This window comes from Citrobacter sp. Cpo074 (assembly GCF_030332745.1).
GTDB lineage: Bacteria > Pseudomonadota > Gammaproteobacteria > Enterobacterales > Enterobacteriaceae > Citrobacter > Citrobacter portucalensis.
The window spans coordinates 627,885-646,312 of record NZ_JAOWHG010000034.1 but is presented as its reverse complement, the minus strand read 5'-3'; the positions used below and the strand labels follow the sequence as shown (position 1 = coordinate 646,312).

The 18,428-nt window shown below is 52.6% G+C and carries 16 protein-coding genes; 9 read left to right on the top strand and 7 right to left on the bottom strand.

Going from position 1 to position 18,428, the window contains the following annotated elements; translation table 11 throughout:
- A partial coding sequence (locus tag OGX83_RS21160; RefSeq protein ID WP_286589071.1) for a transposase occupies window positions 1-315 on the top strand: 315 nt, incomplete at its 5' end.
- Window positions 316-491: 176 nt separating this feature from the next.
- Here the strand turns inward: OGX83_RS21160 and rsmJ are convergent.
- Window positions 492-1,241, bottom strand: a complete 750-nt coding sequence (gene rsmJ, locus OGX83_RS21155; RefSeq protein WP_003827462.1) for a 16S rRNA (guanine(1516)-N(2))-methyltransferase RsmJ — start codon at window positions 1,239-1,241, stop codon at window positions 492-494.
- Window positions 1,242-1,249: 8 nt separating this feature from the next.
- Window positions 1,250-3,292 carry an oligopeptidase A gene (gene prlC, locus OGX83_RS21150; RefSeq protein ID WP_286589069.1) on the bottom strand — a complete coding sequence of 681 codons (2,043 nt, stop codon included), beginning with the start codon at window positions 3,290-3,292 and terminating at the stop codon, window positions 1,250-1,252.
- A 208-nt stretch (window positions 3,293-3,500) separates the two neighbouring features.
- Here prlC and OGX83_RS21145 point away from each other — a divergent pair, with 208 nt between their 5' ends.
- Window positions 3,501-4,343 (top strand): 23S rRNA (adenine(2030)-N(6))-methyltransferase RlmJ, encoded by an 843-nt coding sequence (locus OGX83_RS21145; protein WP_003827459.1) that lies wholly within the window; start codon window positions 3,501-3,503, stop codon window positions 4,341-4,343.
- A 104-nt stretch (window positions 4,344-4,447) separates the two neighbouring features.
- Window positions 4,448-5,800 carry a glutathione-disulfide reductase gene (gene gorA / locus OGX83_RS21140; protein ID WP_286589067.1) on the top strand — a complete coding sequence of 451 codons (1,353 nt, stop codon included), beginning with the start codon at window positions 4,448-4,450 and terminating at the stop codon, window positions 5,798-5,800.
- A gap of 85 nt (window positions 5,801-5,885) precedes the next feature.
- Here gorA and OGX83_RS21135 read toward each other — a convergent pair whose 3' ends face one another.
- Window positions 5,886-7,049: a mandelate racemase/muconate lactonizing enzyme family protein gene (locus OGX83_RS21135; RefSeq protein ID WP_286589066.1), complete on the bottom strand. Its 1,164-nt coding sequence runs from the start codon at window positions 7,047-7,049 to the stop codon at window positions 5,886-5,888.
- A 183-nt stretch (window positions 7,050-7,232) separates the two neighbouring features.
- Here OGX83_RS21135 and OGX83_RS21130 point away from each other — a divergent pair, with 183 nt between their 5' ends.
- The gene (locus tag OGX83_RS21130; protein WP_020996067.1) at window positions 7,233-8,159 is read left to right on the top strand and encodes a LysR family transcriptional regulator; all 927 of its coding nucleotides are present in this window, start codon (window positions 7,233-7,235) and stop codon (window positions 8,157-8,159) included.
- A 65-nt stretch (window positions 8,160-8,224) separates the two neighbouring features.
- Here OGX83_RS21130 and OGX83_RS21125 read toward each other — a convergent pair whose 3' ends face one another.
- Complete coding sequence (locus OGX83_RS21125; protein ID WP_003837773.1) at window positions 8,225-9,619, bottom strand: cytochrome-c peroxidase; 1,395 nt, start codon at window positions 9,617-9,619, stop codon at window positions 8,225-8,227.
- A gap of 427 nt (window positions 9,620-10,046) precedes the next feature.
- Between OGX83_RS21125 and OGX83_RS21120 the strand changes: the two genes are divergently transcribed.
- On the top strand, window positions 10,047-11,696 hold the full coding sequence (locus OGX83_RS21120; protein WP_057068832.1) for an alpha,alpha-trehalase: 1,650 nt from the start codon (window positions 10,047-10,049) through the stop codon (window positions 11,694-11,696).
- A 27-nt stretch (window positions 11,697-11,723) separates the two neighbouring features.
- Here OGX83_RS21120 and OGX83_RS21115 read toward each other — a convergent pair whose 3' ends face one another.
- Window positions 11,724-13,313: an STY4199 family HEPN domain-containing protein gene (locus tag OGX83_RS21115; RefSeq protein ID WP_008786401.1), complete on the bottom strand. Its 1,590-nt coding sequence runs from the start codon at window positions 13,311-13,313 to the stop codon at window positions 11,724-11,726.
- A gap of 167 nt (window positions 13,314-13,480) precedes the next feature.
- Here OGX83_RS21115 and OGX83_RS21110 point away from each other — a divergent pair, with 167 nt between their 5' ends.
- Together OGX83_RS21110 and OGX83_RS21105 are read left to right on the top strand one after the other, a co-directional pair.
- Window positions 13,481-14,020 carry a GNAT family N-acetyltransferase gene (locus OGX83_RS21110; RefSeq protein ID WP_153752060.1) on the top strand — a complete coding sequence of 180 codons (540 nt, stop codon included), beginning with the start codon at window positions 13,481-13,483 and terminating at the stop codon, window positions 14,018-14,020.
- 86 nt (window positions 14,021-14,106) lie between these two features.
- On the top strand, window positions 14,107-14,463 hold the full coding sequence (locus OGX83_RS21105; protein ID WP_286589063.1) for a glycoside hydrolase family protein: 357 nt from the start codon (window positions 14,107-14,109) through the stop codon (window positions 14,461-14,463).
- Window positions 14,464-14,472: 9 nt separating this feature from the next.
- Here the strand turns inward: OGX83_RS21105 and OGX83_RS21100 are convergent, their stop codons facing one another.
- Window positions 14,473-15,078: a helix-turn-helix transcriptional regulator gene (locus tag OGX83_RS21100; protein WP_286589061.1), complete on the bottom strand. Its 606-nt coding sequence runs from the start codon at window positions 15,076-15,078 to the stop codon at window positions 14,473-14,475.
- 371 nt (window positions 15,079-15,449) lie between these two features.
- Window positions 15,450-16,208 (bottom strand): SDR family NAD(P)-dependent oxidoreductase, encoded by a 759-nt coding sequence (locus OGX83_RS21095; RefSeq protein WP_103014705.1) that lies wholly within the window; start codon window positions 16,206-16,208, stop codon window positions 15,450-15,452.
- Window positions 16,209-16,327: 119 nt separating this feature from the next.
- On the opposite strand from OGX83_RS21095, the gene OGX83_RS21090 reads away from it, so the two are divergent.
- Together OGX83_RS21090 and yhjD are read left to right on the top strand one after the other, a co-directional pair.
- Window positions 16,328-17,227 (top strand): LysR family transcriptional regulator, encoded by a 900-nt coding sequence (locus OGX83_RS21090; RefSeq protein WP_103014704.1) that lies wholly within the window; start codon window positions 16,328-16,330, stop codon window positions 17,225-17,227.
- A 71-nt stretch (window positions 17,228-17,298) separates the two neighbouring features.
- Window positions 17,299-18,300: an inner membrane protein YhjD gene (yhjD, locus tag OGX83_RS21085; RefSeq protein ID WP_032945313.1), complete on the top strand. Its 1,002-nt coding sequence runs from the start codon at window positions 17,299-17,301 to the stop codon at window positions 18,298-18,300.
- Window positions 18,301-18,428: the final 128 nt, after the last annotated feature.

The window sequence follows — 18,428 nt, the reverse complement described above, 5'->3', positions numbered from 1 at the left end:
AGTCAGGCGAGACAGTTCGCCGCCTTTGCCGGTCTGACACCGCGCCAGCATGAATCAGGCAGCAGCGTGAGGGGAATGAGTCGGATGAGTAAAAGCGGCCATGTATCCCTGCGCAGGGCTCTGTACATGCCAGCGATGGTGGCAATAAGTAAAACGGAATGGGGGCGGGCGTTCCGCGACCGTCTGGCAGGAAACGGTAAAAAAGGGAAAGTGATAATAGGCGCAATGATGCGCAAGCTGGCGCATGTGTCTTACGGGGTACTGAAATCAGGTGAGCCGTTCGATGCGTCGAGACATGGGGTGATAACAGCCTGAAGGGAAGATGAATCAGGAAAAAACAGCGCCTGACGGCGCTGTGACTGATCGTGCCTGCTATCCGTAACCGCGGAACCTGAAAAGGCTTGCAGGCGATAACAGTATCTACAAACCACACGCTGCCGTAGGCCTGATAAGCGCAGCGCATCAGGCAGCACAGCGCACAGATCTACAAACTATGCTGTCCCAGCGTAGATATCAAACCGATGTCCTTTCGTGACTACCGCATTCGGCGTGGCGACATCCGCCAGCGGCGGCGCGTAGTCTGGGCGCTTCACCACCACACGTTTGGTGGCCAACTGACGCGCAGGCTCCAGCAGCCCATCCGCATCTAAATCCGGCCCCACCAGCGACTGAAACACCCGCATCTCTTTTTTCACCAGCGCGCTTTTCTGCTTATGTGGAAACATCGGATCGAGGTACACCACCTGCGGGCGCGGCGTGATATCGGTTAACGCCGTCAGACTCGACGCGTGGATCAGCTGTAAACGTTCCTGCAGCCACGGACCGATTTCCGGGTCGGCATAGCCGCGCGCCAGGCCATCATCAAGCAGCGCCGCCACTACCGGATTACGTTCCAGCATTCGTACGCGGCAGCCTACCGAGGCCAGTACAAACGCATCGCGCCCCAGCCCTGCGGTTGCATCGACCACATCCGGCAGGTAATCGCCTTTAATGCCAACCGCCTTCGCCACCGCTTCACCGCGTCCACCGCCAAATTTGCGCCGATGGGCCATCGCACCGCCCACGAAATCCACGAAGATACCGCCGAGTTTGGGTTCATCACGTTTGCGCAGTTCCAGATGTTCCGGCGTCATCACCAGCGCCATCAGGTTATCTTCATCGTGTTCCAGTCCCCAGCGGGCGGCAAGAACAGATAAGGCGCCGTCTCCGGCGCCTGTTTCATCTACTAAGCAGATTTTCACGTGAATAATCAGCCTTTGATCCCGTAATGCTCCAGCATTGCATCCAGCTGTGGCTCGCGGCCACGGAAGCGCTTGAACAGTTCCATCGGCTCTTCAGAACCGCCACGGGTGAGGATGTTATCGAGGAACGATTGTCCGGTCTGACGGTTGAAAATCCCTTCATCTTCGAAGCGAGAGAAGGCATCTGCCGCCAGTACGTCTGCCCACAGATAGCTGTAGTAACCCGCTGCGTAGCCACCAGCAAAAATGTGGCTGAAGGCATGCGGGAAGCGGCCCCACGTTGGGCCCGGCACCACGGCGACCTGTTTTTTAATTTCCGCCAGCGTCTCGAGGATTTTAGCCCCTTGCTGCGGGTTAAACTCCGCGTGCAGACGGAAATCAAACAGACCGAACTCCAGTTGACGCAGAATAAACAGCGCTGCCTGGTAGTTTTTCGCCGCCAGCATTTTATCCAGCAGTTCCTTCGGCAGCGGCTCACCGGTCTCAAAGTGACCAGAGATAAACGCCAACGCTTCCGGCTCCCAACACCAGTTCTCCATAAACTGGCTCGGCAGTTCGACCGCATCCCATGGCACACCGTTGATACCGGAAACGCCCGCGGTTTCGACACGGGTCAGCATATGGTGCAGACCGTGGCCGAACTCGTGGAACAGGGTGATCACTTCATCGTGGGTAAACAGCGCAGGTTTACCGTTCACCGGACGGTTAAAGTTACAGGTCAGGTAAGCGACCGGCTTTTGCAATGTGCCGTCTGTCTTACGCATCTGGCCGACACAGTCGTCCATCCACGCCCCGCCGCGTTTGTGTTCACGGGCATACAGATCAAGATAGAAGCTACCACGCAGCTCGTTGTTTTCATCGTACAGCTCGAAGAAACGAACTTCCGGATGCCAGACATCAACATCGGTGCGCTCTTTGGCGGTGATGCCATAAATACGTTTAACGACTTCAAACAGACCGTTAACGGCTTTGTTTTCCGGGAAGTAAGGACGCAGCTGCTCGTCGCTGATGCTGTAGAGGTGCTGTTTTTGTTTCTCGCTGTAGTAAGCGATATCCCACGGCTGTAGCTCATCAACACCAAATTCCGCTTTCGCGAAGGCGCGCAGCTGAGCCAGCTCTTTCTCACCCTGCGGACGGGCACGTTTCGCCAGGTCGGTCAGGAAGTCGAGTACCTGCTGCGGGTTCTCCGCCATTTTGGTAGCCAGAGATTTAAAGGCGTAGCTTTCAAAGCCCAGCAGTTGTGCCAGTTCGTGGCGCAGCGCGAGGATCTCTTCCATTATCGGGCTGTTGTCCCATTTGCCCGCGTTTGGCCCTTGGTCAGATGCGCGCGTAGAGTATGCACGATACATCTCTTCACGCAGCCCCTGGTAATCACAGTAGGTCATCACCGGCAGGTAGCTTGGGATATCCAGGGTTAACAGATAGCCTTCCTGCTCTTTGGCTTCAGCCTGCGCTTTTGCGGCGGCCAGCGCGCTTTCCGGCATCCCGGCAAGTTCCGCTTCGTCGGCCACCAGCTTGGTCCAGCCCATCGTAGCATCGAGGACGTTATTGCTGTACAGGTTGCCGAGCTCAGACAGGCGGGTGGCAATCTCACCATAGCGCTGCTGTTTTTCCTTCGGCAGACCAATACCAGAAAGCTCAAAATCGCGCAGCGCGTTATCAACCGCTTTTTTCTGTGCGGTGTTCAGGGTGGCGTAATGATCGCCATCACGCAGGTCGCGGTACGCTTTGTACAGGCCTTCATGTTGTCCAACCCAGGTGCTGTATTCAGACAGCAGCGGCAGCGTTTGTTCGTAGGCTTCACGCAGTTCCGGGCTGTTTTTCACCGAATTCAGGTGACTAACCGGAGAGAAAATACGCCCCAGCACATCGTCGACTTCTGCCAACGGCTGGCAGAGATTTTCCCAGGTGTACGGCGCGCCCTGCGCAACCACTCGCTCAACGTTTTCACGGCAATCGTTCAGCGCCTTAGTGACGGCAGGCACAACGTGCTCTGGCTGAATTTTAGAAAACGGCGGCAGTTCGAAGGGAGTCAGCAATGGATTGGTCATTAGCGCGGTCCTGTTGAAAAGAGTGAATGAAGCGCGTATCCGGCGCTGTGCATATTAATTTGTACAATGGGGTTAAGTGTAGAGGATTTCAATGCTAACCGTGATGGAAAGACGCCCGGTGGCGCTGCGCTTACCGGGCCTACGGGTAATCTGTGCCGATCTGCTGTAAACTGTGGCAAATCGTCATTTCAGCGGAATTTCATTACCCATGCTCAGTTATCGCCACAGTTATCACGCAGGCAACCACGCCGACGTCCTTAAACACACCGTTCAGAGCCTGATCATTGAATCGCTCAAAGAGAAAGAAAAACCGTTTCTTTATCTGGACACCCATGCTGGTGCTGGCCGTTATCAGCTGAGCAGTGAGCATGCCGAACGCACCGGTGAATACCTGGAAGGAATCGCCCGTATCTGGCAGCAGGACGATTTGCCTGCCGAACTGGAACCCTACATTGGCGTAGTGCAGCACTTCAACCGTAGCGGTCAGTTGCGCTACTACCCGGGCTCTCCGTTAATTGCTCGCCAGCTGCTGCGCGAACAGGACAGCCTGCAATTAACTGAACTGCACCCGAGCGACTTCCCTCTGCTGCGCGGCGAATTCCAGAAAGATGAGCGCGCTCGCGTGGCCAAAGCCGATGGTTATCAGCAGCTGAAAGCAAAATTACCGCCGGTTTCCCGTCGTGGGTTGATCCTTATCGATCCACCCTACGAAATCAAAAGCGACTACCAGGCAGTAGTGACCGGTATTAACGAAGGCTACAAACGTTTCGCGACCGGCACCTATGCGTTGTGGTATCCAGTGGTTCTGCGCCAACAAATCAAGCGCATGATCCACGATCTCGAAGACACCGGCATCCGCAAAATTCTGCAAATTGAGCTGGCAGTACGCCCGGACAGCGATCAGCGCGGCATGACGGCATCCGGCATGATTGTGATTAACCCACCGTGGAAGCTGGAGCAGCAGATGAACAACGTCCTGCCGTGGTTGCACAGCAAACTGGTTCCGACAGGAACCGGGCATACTTCCGTAAGCTGGATAGTGCCGGAGTAATCGCAGCCATCGGTGGAACCTTTTAATATCAGGTATACAATCGCGAATATTTTGGCGGATGGCGTAACGCTTCTCCGCCCTACAATGAACATAAAGGAGCGGTCATGACCAAGCACTATGATTACATCGCTATTGGCGGCGGCAGCGGCGGTATTGCCTCCATTAACCGTGCAGCAATGTACGGTCAAAAATGCGCACTGATTGAAGCCAAAGAGTTAGGTGGCACCTGCGTTAACGTTGGCTGCGTACCGAAGAAAGTGATGTGGCATGCCGCACAGGTCCGCGAAGCGATCCATATGTACGGGCCGGATTACGGTTTCGACACCACCATCAATAAGTTCGACTGGGATAAACTGATCGCCAGCCGTACCGCTTATATCGATCGCATTCATACCTCGTACGACAACGTGCTGGGCAAAAATAATGTCGATGTGATTAAAGGTTTTGCGCGCTTCGTTGATGCCAAAACCATTGAAGTGAACGGTGAAACCATTACTGCCGATCATATTTTGATTGCCACTGGTGGTCGCCCGAGTCGCCCGGCTGTCCCTGGCGCGGAATACGGTATTGATTCTAATGGTTTCTTTGAGCTGCCAGCGTTACCTGAACGCGTGGCTGTTGTTGGTGCAGGCTACATTGCCGTTGAGCTGGCTGGTGTGATTAACGGCCTGGGTGCCCAAACGCACCTGTTCGTACGCAAACACGCGCCGCTGCGTAGCTTTGACCCGATGATCGTCGACACGCTGGTTGAGGTAATGAACGCCGAAGGCCCGACTCTGCATACTCACGCGATTCCAAAAGCGGTTGTTAAAAACGCTGACGGCAGCCTGACCCTGCAACTGGAAGATGGTCGTAGCGAAACAGTAGACTGCCTGATTTGGGCGATTGGTCGTGAGCCAGAAACGGACAACTTCAATCTGGCTGTTACCGGCGTGAAAACCAACGAAAAAGGCTACATCGTCGTTGATAAATTCCAGAACACCAGCGTGCCGGGTATTTATGCCGTCGGCGACAATACCGGTGCCGTTGAGCTGACGCCGGTTGCCGTTGCCGCGGGCCGTCGCCTGTCCGAGCGTCTGTTTAACAACAAGCCGGACGAGCATCTGGACTACAACAACATCCCGACCGTGGTCTTCAGCCACCCGCCAATTGGCACCGTGGGCCTGACCGAGCAGCAGGCTCGCGAACAGCACGGCGATGACCAGGTGAAAGTGTATAAATCATCATTTACCGCAATGTATACCGCTGTCACCTCACATCGTCAGCCATGCCGTATGAAGCTGGTTTGCGTCGGTCCGGAAGAGAAAATTGTCGGTATTCACGGTATTGGTTTTGGAATGGATGAGATGCTGCAAGGCTTCGCGGTCGCGCTGAAAATGGGCGCAACCAAGAAAGACTTTGATAACACCGTTGCGATTCACCCGACTGCGGCAGAAGAATTCGTCACTATGCGCTAATTGCCCATGTGTAGACGTTATTCACTACACGCTTAAGTAACACTCCTCCGGCAACCGGAGGGGTGTTATGTCACCGCCGCCCGCGCTATTCGGCCAACGCGCGCATCTCTTTAATCAGGTCAGATTTACCTTCAAACCCTATGCCCGGCAGTTCTGGCATGACGATATGACCCTCTTCCACCTTAACTGAATCCGGGAAACCGCCGTACGGTTGGAACAGATCCGGATAACTTTCATTCCCACCGAGACCAAGACCCGCCGCAATGTTCAGCGACATCTGATGACCGCCATGCGGTATGCAGCGTGATGGGGACCAGCCAAACTGCGCCAGTACGTCGAGGGTACGCAGATATTCGACCAGACCGTAGGAAAGCGCACAGTCAAATTGCAGGTAGTCGCGATCCGAGCGCATGCCGCCGTAGCGCAGCAGGTTGCGCGCATCCTGATGAGAAAAGAGATTTTCACCCGTCGCCATCGAACCTGGGTAAAATTCTGACAGCGCGGCCTGGAGAGAATAATCCAGCGGGTCGCCAGCTTCTTCGTACCAGAACAATGGATAATCTCGTAGCATTTTGGCATAGGCAATACTGGTTTCCAGATTAAAGCGTCCATTGGCATCAACGGCAAGACGCGCTTCATCGCCAATTTCAGTCAACACCGCTTCGATACGGCGACGGTCCTCTTCCAACGATGCGCCGCCGATTTTCATTTTAACCACGTTGTAGCCGCGGTTCAGGTAGCCTCGCATTTCCTGACGCAGCGCGCTCAGATCTTTACCCGGATAATAGTAACCCCCCGCCGCGTAGACAAAGACGCGTGGATTCGCCTCAACACCCTTCATCTCAGCCAGCAGACGGAACAACGGCTTGTTGGCAATTTTGGCAACGGCATCCCAGATAGCCATATCCAGCGTACCCACAGCCACCGAACGCTCACCATGGCCCCCCGGCTTCTCATTACTCATCATGACGTCCCAGATTTTATGCGGATCCAGGTTATCGCCTTCGGCATTCAACAAACTTTCCGGGTCAGCGTCCAGAATGCGGTTACGGAAGCGTTCGCGGATCAATCCCCCCTGGCCGTAACGGCCATTAGAGTTAAATCCGTATCCCACCACACGGCGGCCCTCTATCTCAACATCAGTCACAACGGCCACCAGGCTGGTCGTCATCTTGCTGAAATCGATATAGGCATTACGAATAGGGGAAGCGATGGGTTTGGTAATTTCTACAACATCGAGGATACGCATGTTTTCTCCGGCGGGTTCTTGGTCAGTTATGCTTGCACTTACGCGCCTGTAAAAAGTGATAACTCATGCCGGTTTATTATTGGCATAATGCACTCAGGCAGCATTTAAGGACGCCATCGTCCTGTATTTCTCCATCTTAAGCAGTGCCTATTTACTGATCTAATGCCAAAGAGGCTGGCTGTAATGCAAAATCGGCATCACCTGGAACTCACCTGGCTTGAAGACTGCGTTGCGCTGGCGCAGTCACTCAATTTCTCCCGCGCAGCCGCTTCCCGATATGTGACGCAGCCCGCATTCAGTCGGCGCATTGTTTCGCTGGAAGAGTGGCTTGGAACGCCGATTTTTGAACGTAACCGCCGTGGTGTCAGCCTGACCCGTGCGGGGGAAGTTTTCGTCGCTCAGGTGCCCGAACTGATCCGGGCGCTATACACCCTGAGAAATGAAACCATCGAAGCGGCGGGAAATTCCCGACCGGATGTTATTTTCTCCGCAACGCATTCCCTGTCGTTCTCATTTTTTCCGGCGCTGATGCGCAATAATGAAAAAATCGCCCGTTTCGGCTCATTTCGCCTGCTGTCAGACACGCTCAGCGCCTGTGAACGGATGATTGAAAAAGGGGATGCGCAGTTTCTGCTGTGTTATTACCACCCTCACATGCACATCAACCTCGATCAGACGAAATATCTTAGCGTCCGTCTCGGTCGAGAAATGTTATTACCTTACTCCAAATGCGATCCCCGCTCTCATCAGCCGCTCTGGCAGGCTACGGGGGGCAAAAAATTTCCGTTTCTCTCCTTCTCTGCAGAATCCGGTCTGGGGAGGATCCTCTCGAACACGTCATCGGTGAATCATGCCCGACGCGGTATGGACATCGCATTCACCGCCGATCTGGCCGCCACGCTGCTGGCAATGGTCAAAGCCGGGGACGGCATTGCCTGGCTGCCGGAAAGTCTGGCGGCCCCGGACGTTCAGGCCGGGACGATCGCCGCGGCGGCTTCACAGAAGAGCGGGTTATGGATACCCATTGATATCCGACTGTTTCGGCCTGCGGGCAGAATGTCCAGAGCAGTAGAAGAATTGTGGGGAATATTTGTGGATGAGCAGAGGTAAATACTCGCCAGGTAAAGAAGAATTATCCAGCCTGCAAAACGCGTCAGGCTGGATAACGCCAGAGGTTATTTACCCTGCATATATGGCGTATACACGCCGTTTAAGCTTTCGAGGAACGCCACGATATCGTCGATATCTTCCTGCGGCAGTTCTTTACCCACCTGATAACGCAGCATCAGTTTTACCGCGCCATCGAGCGTAGGCACATCACCGCGATGGAAATAAGGCGCGGTCAGCGCAACGTTACGCAAGCCCGGGACTTTTTGACGCAGCTTGTCACGTAATTCATTAGTGACGTTCATGCGGCCAATATCTGCGGCAGTGACCTCACCGAAATTAAAGTCCTTTTTCAAACCCAATGGCTCAAATGAGCGCCCGCCTAAAATAATACCGCCATGACAGGTCGCACACTTATTATCTTTAAACAATTGATAGCCATGTTTCTGCTGAGCAGTTAACGCCGCTTCATCGCCGCGTAGCCATTTATCAAACGGCGAATTTGGCGTAATTAGCGTTTTCTCAAACTCAGCAATCGCATCGGTAATATTATCCCCGCTGAATCCCTGCGGATAAACCGCGATAAACTCTTGCTTCAATTGCGGATCTTTATCCAGTTTCTGGATAATTTCATCCCAGGATTTAGACGCCATTTCGATAGGGTTCAACGGCGGGCCGCCTGCCTGCGCCTGCAATGTTGGCGCACGACCATCCCAGAATTGTTCAACGTTGAAGACCGAGTTAAACACCGTCGGCGCATTAATCGGGCCAACGGCGCCACCTACGCCGATCGACGTTTTCCGGCCATCCACGCCGCCTGCATTCAGGGCGTGGCAATGCGCGCAAGAAATCGTGCTGTCGCCTGAAATACGCGGGTCGTGGTAAAGCGTAAAGCCAAGCGCTACTTTGCGGGCATCGGTCGGGATACTTTCTGGTATCGGTTGTACCGGTTCATTACGATGCTGCGCGGCGGTATCGTTACTGGCGTAATACTGCTCACGCTGTTTCGCAATCCAGCCCAGGATCTCGGCTCGCTCCGTATCGCTGACCTTCCCGGCCCAGTGCAGCGCGGTATATCGCGTTGGCGGCATGGTGTCGTACTGCATCACCCATTCAATTTTATTCAGGTCGCTTTGCGAAACGGGTTTATCTGCGACCAGCGCCGCACGAACGGCTTCAAGATTGAATGATTTGTATCCCAGTTGAATATCATAATTCATCAACTGCTTAGCGACAGGAAAAGAAGAATAGAAAGGTAATTCAGCTGAAGGCGTGTGACAATAATCGCATCCTTTTTCGCGTAAAAATCCTAATACCTTATTATTTTCTTCCAGCGTAGAGGCCTGAACATCAGCCTGTTTGCTACGTTGATTATCGTGATACCACACATAACCGGATAATCCAAAATAACAAATCACGACGCCAGCTATGGCAATCGCGGTAAGACGGGTAATGATTTTCATTATTTTACCCTCACCGTTGTGAGTTATTGTGACCCAGAAAAATTAGAATAATTAATGCACAGTCTTTGTCAGACCTGACCATCATAGGAAATAAGGGGATTACTATTTTGATAAGTATCAAGCAATTACATGGAGGAGAACTATCAATAGAATAGCCTGCGCCTATTATAGAGATAAGGCGCTACCTGTCTTTGTTCACACCTCGTTGCAATCGAATGCTCTGAAAATGGAATATATTCAGATCATGCAGAACTTTGAATTATCCATTATTTTCATTGGGATAGTCTGATTCTTTAAATTTTGCTCAACATTAAAACGTGATCAACCGCACGCTTTACTCACCCGACACCGAAGCGAGTGTCTACGCTTAACTGACGACCGGGCAATAGCCTTAATCTTTCAACGTCCATCGGAGGTCTTTCTCATTATGCTCAACCAGAAACTACCCCACGCCCCTTCTGAAGAAATGACGATCGACATCGATCTGCTTTATGAAATGGATCCGTGCGAGTTAAAGCTGGATGAAATGATTGAGGCGGAGCCTGAGCCGGAGATGATTGAAGGGCTTCCCGCTTCAGATGCGTTAACTCCTGCCGATCGTTATCTCGAACTGTTCGAACACGTCCAGTCATCCAAACTGTTTGCGGATAGTAAAACCTTCCCTGATTGTGCGCCCAAAATGGACCCGCTGGACATTTTAATCCGTTATCGCAAGGTTAAACGCCATCGGGACTTCGATCTGCGACGCTTCGTCGAGAACCATTTCTGGCTCCCGGAAACGCCCTCCAGCGAATACGTTTCTGACCCAGAAAGTTCGCTGAAAGAGCATATCGATCAACTGTGGCCGGTGCTGACGCGCGAGCCGCAGGACCACATTCCCTGGTCCTCGCTGCTGGCGTTACCGCAGTCATACATTGTGCCAGGCGGGCGTTTTAGCGAAACCTACTACTGGGATTCCTACTTTACCATGCTGGGTCTGGCAGAGAGCGGCCGCGAAGATCTGCTGAAATGTATGGCAGATAACTTTGCCTGGATGATTGAAAACTATGGTCACATCCCGAATGGCAACCGTACTTACTATCTGAGTCGCTCACAGCCACCCGTTTTTGCCCTGATGGTGGAGCTGTTTGAAGAAGATGGCGTACGCGGCGCGCGTCGTTACCTTGATCATCTAAAAATGGAGTACGCGTTCTGGATGGATGGCGCCGATTCCCTGGTACTCAACCAGGCCTACCGCCACGTGATCAGAATGTCGGACGGCTCTCTACTTAACCGCTATTGGGACGATCGTGATACGCCACGCGATGAATCATGGCTTGAAGACGTCGAGACCGCCAAGCATTCGGGTCGCCCGCCCAATGAAGTGTATCGGGATTTACGCGCGGGCGCGGCTTCTGGCTGGGATTATTCATCGCGCTGGCTGCGCGACGCAGGCCGCCTTGCCAGCATACGCACCACGCAGTTCATCCCAATTGACCTGAACGCATTCCTCTACAAGCTGGAAAGCACTATCGCCAATATTTCCGCGCTGAAAGGTGACAAAGAAACGGAAGCGCTGTTTCGCCAGAGAGCCAGCGATCGTCGTGATGCGGTAAACCGCTATCTCTGGGACGATGAAAACGGCTGCTATCGCGATTACGACTGGCGGCGCGAACAAATGGCCCTGTTCTCTGCCGCCAGTATTGTGCCGCTGTATGTCGGTATGGCAACGCATGAACAAGCCGATCGGCTTGCTAACGCGGTTCGCAGTCGCCTGCTAACGCCCGGTGGCATTTTAGCCACAGAGCATGAAACCGGGGAACAATGGGATAAACCCAACGGCTGGGCGCCGCTGCAGTGGATGGCGATCCAGGGCTTCAAACTGTACGGTGACGACCATCTCGGGGATGAAATTGCCCGTAACTGGTTGAAAACGGTGAATCTCTTTTATCAGGAACACCACAAGCTTATCGAAAAATACCACATAGCCGACGCCGCGCCGCGTGAAGGCGGCGGCGGGGAATATCCGTTGCAGGACGGCTTTGGCTGGACCAATGGCGTGGTGCGCCGACTCATCGGTTTGTATGGCGAACCCTAGCGGCTGACGGTCTGAGTCATCAGGCTGTCAGTTAATTGCATCGTACAGCTCGGCGTGAATTTTCTGCCATTTCTTGTTCTCAGGGCTTGGCTGGGCGCGAACACGCAGCTCGGCCTGCTCAAGATCATATTGCTGACGCGCAACGACCGCAGGCACGGAACAAAAACTTTGCAGATAACTTTTATGCAGCGAAGTGAGCGATGCCCCATTCGACATCGCATGGCTGAGCGTAGTCATAAACTGTCGGCATGGTTTGCTTTCATCCATCTGCGAAGGGTAACGCAGCAGCAGTCTCAACACCTCAGTATTGCCCGCCGAAAATGCCTGCTCCGTCCACGCCAGCTTCCAGTCCATCCCGCCCTGCAGGAACAGTGACGTCACGCGGATGTCATTGCGATCGATAGCCGCCCGCATGTTAAAGGCATCCCAGGTGATGCCCATTCGGGTCACCGCCTCCCGTGCGCTGGGGGCATCGCGTCGCGGTTCCTCCTGCACAATTTCAACGGATTGTCCGGAAGACGCCTGTGGCGCTGGCGAAGTAAATAACCAGAACGCACCCAGCGAAATCGCCAGCACCATCACGCCGACCGCTACCCACAACATGCCGGAAATCAGCTGTTCACGTTCTTCCGCCGTGCGCTTGGCCCGCTTTTCCGGCGGATCAATACTGTCTGCGATTTCATGCTTATCGCCTCCCGCTTGCTCGTCTTTTTGCTTTGCTGTTTCCCAAAACTGGCGGACCATGGCCTCATCAGATTCCAGATACGACGCAGGATTAATGCGCGTACGCCGTTCTTCAAATGCCCGTTGCACAGGATGAGTTATCTGTCGGTACTGGTAGTCCAGCAACATCAGTTGTACCGACGTCAGCGGCTGCTGCGCGATAACGCAGTTACGAGCCAGGCGGCAATCATCCAAAAACATGCGTAGCGTGATGCGCGGCTCAACAAATGACATGAGCACTGAGGTATCGTTAAAAATCTGCGTAAAGTGGCGAACGAATAATTTCTTATCGACGACCATCAGCGCCAGCTCGCTAAACATCATACCGTCCAGCGCATCTCGTCCTTCGCCCAACTTTAGCCAGCGACGCAGACGTTCACCACCAAAGTGCTGTTTCAGAAAGCTGTTGAGAGGATGTTGATCCGGCCATACCCGTGCAATCAGAGATTTGAGGGTTAATTCTATTGCGCGAAGTTGACGCTGCGCCCGCATCTGAGCATCCGGCTCCACAGGTGCAATTTCGGTTTGATACTTCAGGATGGGCTGTTGCTGGCGTAATTGTTCCAGAGAAGCCACAAAGCGCAGCGCTGAAATCAGCTGGTTTTCACTGACGTCCTGGCCATTTTCATATTGGGGTACACTCTGTTGAAGATGACGTAGCCGCAGAGTGAACTGGCTCAATTGCGCATCATTCATCTGCAACCGTCTGGCGACAGCCCCCCAGCCGCCCAGATTCAGTCGTGCCTGATCCAGTTGCTCGAGAAACCACCGTGGGTCTTTGCCTTCTGCGGCATGTACGCCTAGCAGCAGTAATATTTCTACCGACGCCTGGCGGATAATCCCCAGACAATGTTCAAAGGGTGTACATGTCGCTTGTAACGCGCTATTGGTCATCATCTTCCCTAAAAGGACCCAAAACGTGCGGCCTCACCATGGTATGTAATTATCTTTTTTAAACGCAACATTGTGCCGATGTAGACTAGAACACATTCATATAGCAAATAAATAAGTTTTACAGTGACTTCCGCACAATCATTGAAAATTATTCTGGAGATAAGCCTGTGCCTGTACTGCAAACATCACGTCTGCTCTGCCGCCCACTGACAGAAAATGACTGGACGTTCTTCTTAACGCTACAGCAGAACCCAGATGTGATGCGCTTTGTCGCTGACGCACGTACTGAAGAGGAAATACGGACAGCCTTCGACTCCCGCCTGCCTGAATGGTATCCCGGCAGCCCACACTGGCTATGTCTGCTCCTGTGCGATAAGACATCGGGAGCACCGCTTGGCGTGACCGGATATATTCAGAATAACAATGAATGTGCCGAGGTTGGCTTTCTGCTCGCCCCACAGGCACAGGGTAAAGGTTATGGCGCTGAATCTCTGCATGCCGTGTGTGAATACGCTTTTGCCAGCGGCGGTCTGCGGCGGCTAACCGCCTGTGTCACCGCAGGAAACGAAGCCTCACGGCGTCTGTTGGAAAAGGTCGGGTTCATTCATGAAGGCACGCTACGCGCAAGCTACTGGATACATCAAACCTGGCACGATGACTGGATTTTTGGTCTGTTAAAACAGGAATATCAGCCGCCCACGGCATAGGTCGTTTTGCGGTAAATACTGGCTGTCAGGCAACTAGCGTAACGGCGTGTTTTTTTTAGAATAGGTCTCTTTGCACAGAGATGATTATGCCGCTGCGTTCGACGCATTTCACGCCCGCCTGTATTGCATTTATTAAGCAATGGCAGGGCCTGTCGCTGGAAAAGTATCAGGACAAAAAAGGCATCTGGGTCATTGGCTACGGGCACGAAATCTCCGCCAATGAATCCTTTGATACCCCAATTACAGTGATGCAGGCAGAAACATTACTGCTCGCAGATATGAGTATCTGCGAGGCATTCATCCATAAGGAAATGACGCAAATAAAAGACAGGTTTCAGCTGGAAGTATTAATTACGTGGATATTCAGCGTGGGAATTACCCAATTTTGCGCTAAAAATATCTGGCCAGTGTCTATTTCACAGCCAGAAACATTCTGGCTGTGAAATATGTTCCTAGTAAATGGTGTTGTTTAACATCATTGCCGCCTGCGTACGGTTTTTTACCTCCAGGCGCTGGTACAACGATTCAAGATGGGCTTTTACCGTTCCGGTACTGATATTTAACAGTCGACCTATTTGTTTATTAGATTCTCCGGCGGCCAGCATGGTCAAAATCTCCCGCTGACGTGCGCTGAGCAATCTGATATTTTGCCCACCGCTTTCGGTAGCGGTTATGTAGTCTCTGGGGATAAACATCATACCCATCGCGACGCTATTGAGGGCCAGCGTAAAGGTTTCCGCGTCAGAATCGCGCGGAACAATGGCCAGCACGTTCAGTTTAGTGACCTCTTGCAGCCATTTTTTACGGCAGTCCGTTGCGGTCACCAGCACCTTCACCATCGCAAAGCGCTCTGCTATCTGTTGCAGCAAGCTACAGCAGAACTCAGCATCAAGGTCGCCATCCAATATAACTAATGCCTCGGGTTTATCTTCCAGCATCAGCCAAAGTTCATCTGCCTGACTGACACCCTGAACATCCACTCCTGGAATACGTTGCTGCAAACTTACATTCATTCCATGAATAAATATTGACTGCCTGTCAAACATTACTACCTGCATTATTTATCTCCATCCGAATAGGATATTAGCCTTAACATGCGGAAGGGTATTACCCATAGGGTAAAATAAGAAGTCACCATTTGGCGGGGGGCCATTTTACCGATAGACGGAGAAGAAAGAAGCAGAAGTTATGAATAGTTACAGCTCAACCCGAAGGATCATACAAAGGAGCAAAAACAGGTTCGAAAATTAGGGAAAGTCTTAATATTCGACGCTCATGATGAGACAATGAATATTAATTAATATGATTTTATATTTTTAGCTAAAAATAAAATATCTACGACAATGGATAAATCTGTTACAAAATACAATCTAGCATTAAGTGCTTATTCAACGCATGCCGTGACCTATTGAATAAGCACCTTATGGGTTTACAGGAACATTCCGCCGGATACCTCGATACGCTGTGCCGTCATCCAGGCCAGTTCATCGCTAAGCAGCGCAGCAATGGCATCGCCGATATCATCCGGCAAACCAACGCGTCCCAGCGCCGTTTGCGATGCAATGTACGCATTCAATTGCGCATTATCCCGCACATTTCCGCCGCTAAAATCCGTTTCTATTGCGCCTGGCGCAATAATATTCGCCGTTATGCCGCGCTCTCCCAGCTCTTTTGCCTGATAACGGGTTAACACTTCCATCGCACCTTTCATGGCTGCGTATGCGCTGTAACCCGGTAGCGCAAAGCGGGCAAGCCCGGTCGAGACATTGAGGATGCGACCACCTTTATTCATCAGCGGTAGCAGGCTCTGCGTCAGGAAAAAGGGGCCCTTAAAATGGATGTTCAAAAGTTGGTCAAATTGCGCTTCAGTAAATGCCGGATACGGTGCGTTAATGCCGATCCCGGCATTGTTCAATAAATAATCAAATGAGTTACTTTGCCACTGCGTTTGTAACGTTCCCTGCACCTGTTGAACAAACTGAGGGAATGTAGAAATATCACCGACATTCAACGGTAATGCCGCCGCTTTACCGCCAGATTGGCGTATTTCATCCACAACCTGCTGCGCTTCTTTTTCATTGCTGTTCCACGTCAGGATAATACCGATTCCTTTACTCGCCAGCTTCAGCGCCGCGTTTTTACCGAGTCCACGGCCGCCGCCAGTCACCAATGCGATACGTTGCGTCATAAGAAACCTCATTTCAGGTGTTGTGAAGATTGAGACAAAGCTTATTAGGTGATAGAAGAACAATAAATACTGCTAACTACGCATTACTGTTTCATTTAGAACAACAATAGGGCATGAGAATGGATAAAATTCACGCAATGCAGTTGTTCATCCGCGTCGCAGAACTGGAGAGCTTTTCGCGTGCCGCAGACACCCTCGGACTTCCTAAAGGTAGCGTATCGCGCCAGATCCAGGCTCTGGAAAATCATCTGGGCACGCAGTTGTTGCACCGCACAACACGCCGCGTTCAGCTCACGCAAGACGGCATGATCTATTACGAACGCGCGAAAGATCTGTTGAGTAATCTGGATGAGCTGGATGGGCTGTTCCATCACGATCCGTCCAGCATCAGCGGCAAGCTGCGCGTTGATATGCCGGTCGGTGTAGCAAGAAACCTGGTGATGCCCCGCTTACCGAGCTTTTTGCATCAGTATCCGGGCCTGGAACTCGAACTCAGCAGCAGCGACCGCCTGGTGGATTTGATCCGCGAAGGTTTCGACTGTGTGGTACGCGTAGGTACGCTGAAAGATTCAGGGCTGATTGCCCGCCCGCTGGGGAAACTCACGCAGATTAACTGCGCCAGCCCGCAATACCTCGCCCGCTTTGGTTACCCGGAAAGCCTGGAGGATCTTGCCTCGCATGCAGTGGTGCATTACTCGGTCAATTTGGGAACGCGTGCGCAAGGTTTCGAAGTGGCGACAGAAAACGGCACGCAATGGGTTAAAACCGGCGGCATGCTAACGGTAAACAGTACCGAAACCTATCACGCGGCATGCCTTGCCGGTCTGGGCATTATTCAGGTGCCGCGCGTTGGCGTGCGTGATGCCCTGCGCGCCGGTACGCTGGTTGAAGTGTTGCCGCAATATCGCGCCGAGCCAATGCCAGTCTCTTTGCTTTATCCGCATCGGCGCAACCTCTCCCGCCGGGTACATCTGTTTATGGAATGGCTGACTGGCGTGATGAAAGACTATGTGGATTAGTCCATTTTTCAGGATGCGCCCCTGAGCAGGCTATAATGTCATGAGTGAACAAAATAAGGACAACCGATCGGATGACGCAGGAACAAGACGCAAAACACCCTACGCCAGAACATAAACCAGCCTCCGCCGCGCCGGAGAAAAACGCTAAAGCGAACCAGGCGCTGAAAACCGCGCTGACCTTCGCCGATAAAATTCAACGCCAGCCCATCATCGCCCATCTTATTCGTGCCGCAGAGCGGTTTAACGATCGTATGGGAAATCAGTTTGGTGCCGCCATTACCTACTTCTCGTTTCTGTCGATGATCCCAATCCTGATGGTGTCGTTTGCCGCCGCGGGTTTTATTCTCGCTTCGCACCCTACGCTGTTGCAGGATATCTTCAGCAAGATTCTGCTGAACGTCAGCGATCCGACGCTCGCCTCTACGCTGAAAAACACCATCAATACCGCCGTTCAGCAGCGTACGACCGTAGGTTTGGTTGGGCTGGGTATCGCGCTCTATTCCGGCATTAACTGGATGGGGAACCTGCGCGAAGCGATTCGTGCCCAGTCGCGGGATGTTTGGGAACGTACGCCGCAGGATCAGGAAAAAATTTGGGTCAAATATCTGCGTGATTTTGTTTCCTTGATTGGCTTACTGGTTGCGCTGATTGTTACTCTGTCCATTACCTCTATCGCCGGTTCCGCCCAGCAGATGATTATCTCTGCGCTGTATCTCGACGGTATCGAATGGCTGAAGCCCGCCTGGCGACTGATCGGCCTGACCATCTCTATTTTCGCCAACTACCTGCTGTTCTTCTGGATTTTTTGGCGGCTACCGCGTCACCGACCGCGTAAGAAAGCGCTCATACGCGGTACCTTTATCGCGGCGCTGGGGTTTGAAGTCATCAAAATGATCATGACGTATACGCTGCCATCACTGGTGCAGTCGCCGTCGGGCGCGGCATTTGGTTCCGTGCTTGGACTGATGGCGTTCTTCTACTTTTTCGCTCGTCTGACCCTGTTTTGCGCAGCCTGGATTGCCACGGCGGAATACAAAGACGACCCGCGTATGCCGGGGAAAACACACCGCTAATCTTTGTTAACTGGCCGGATGGGGCTGCGCTAATCTGGCCTACGGGAGACTTTTGTAGGCCGGATAAGCGTAGCCCCATCCGGCAATTATAATGCCGCCCGCTCTCACTGATTTAGTGAATAAATCCA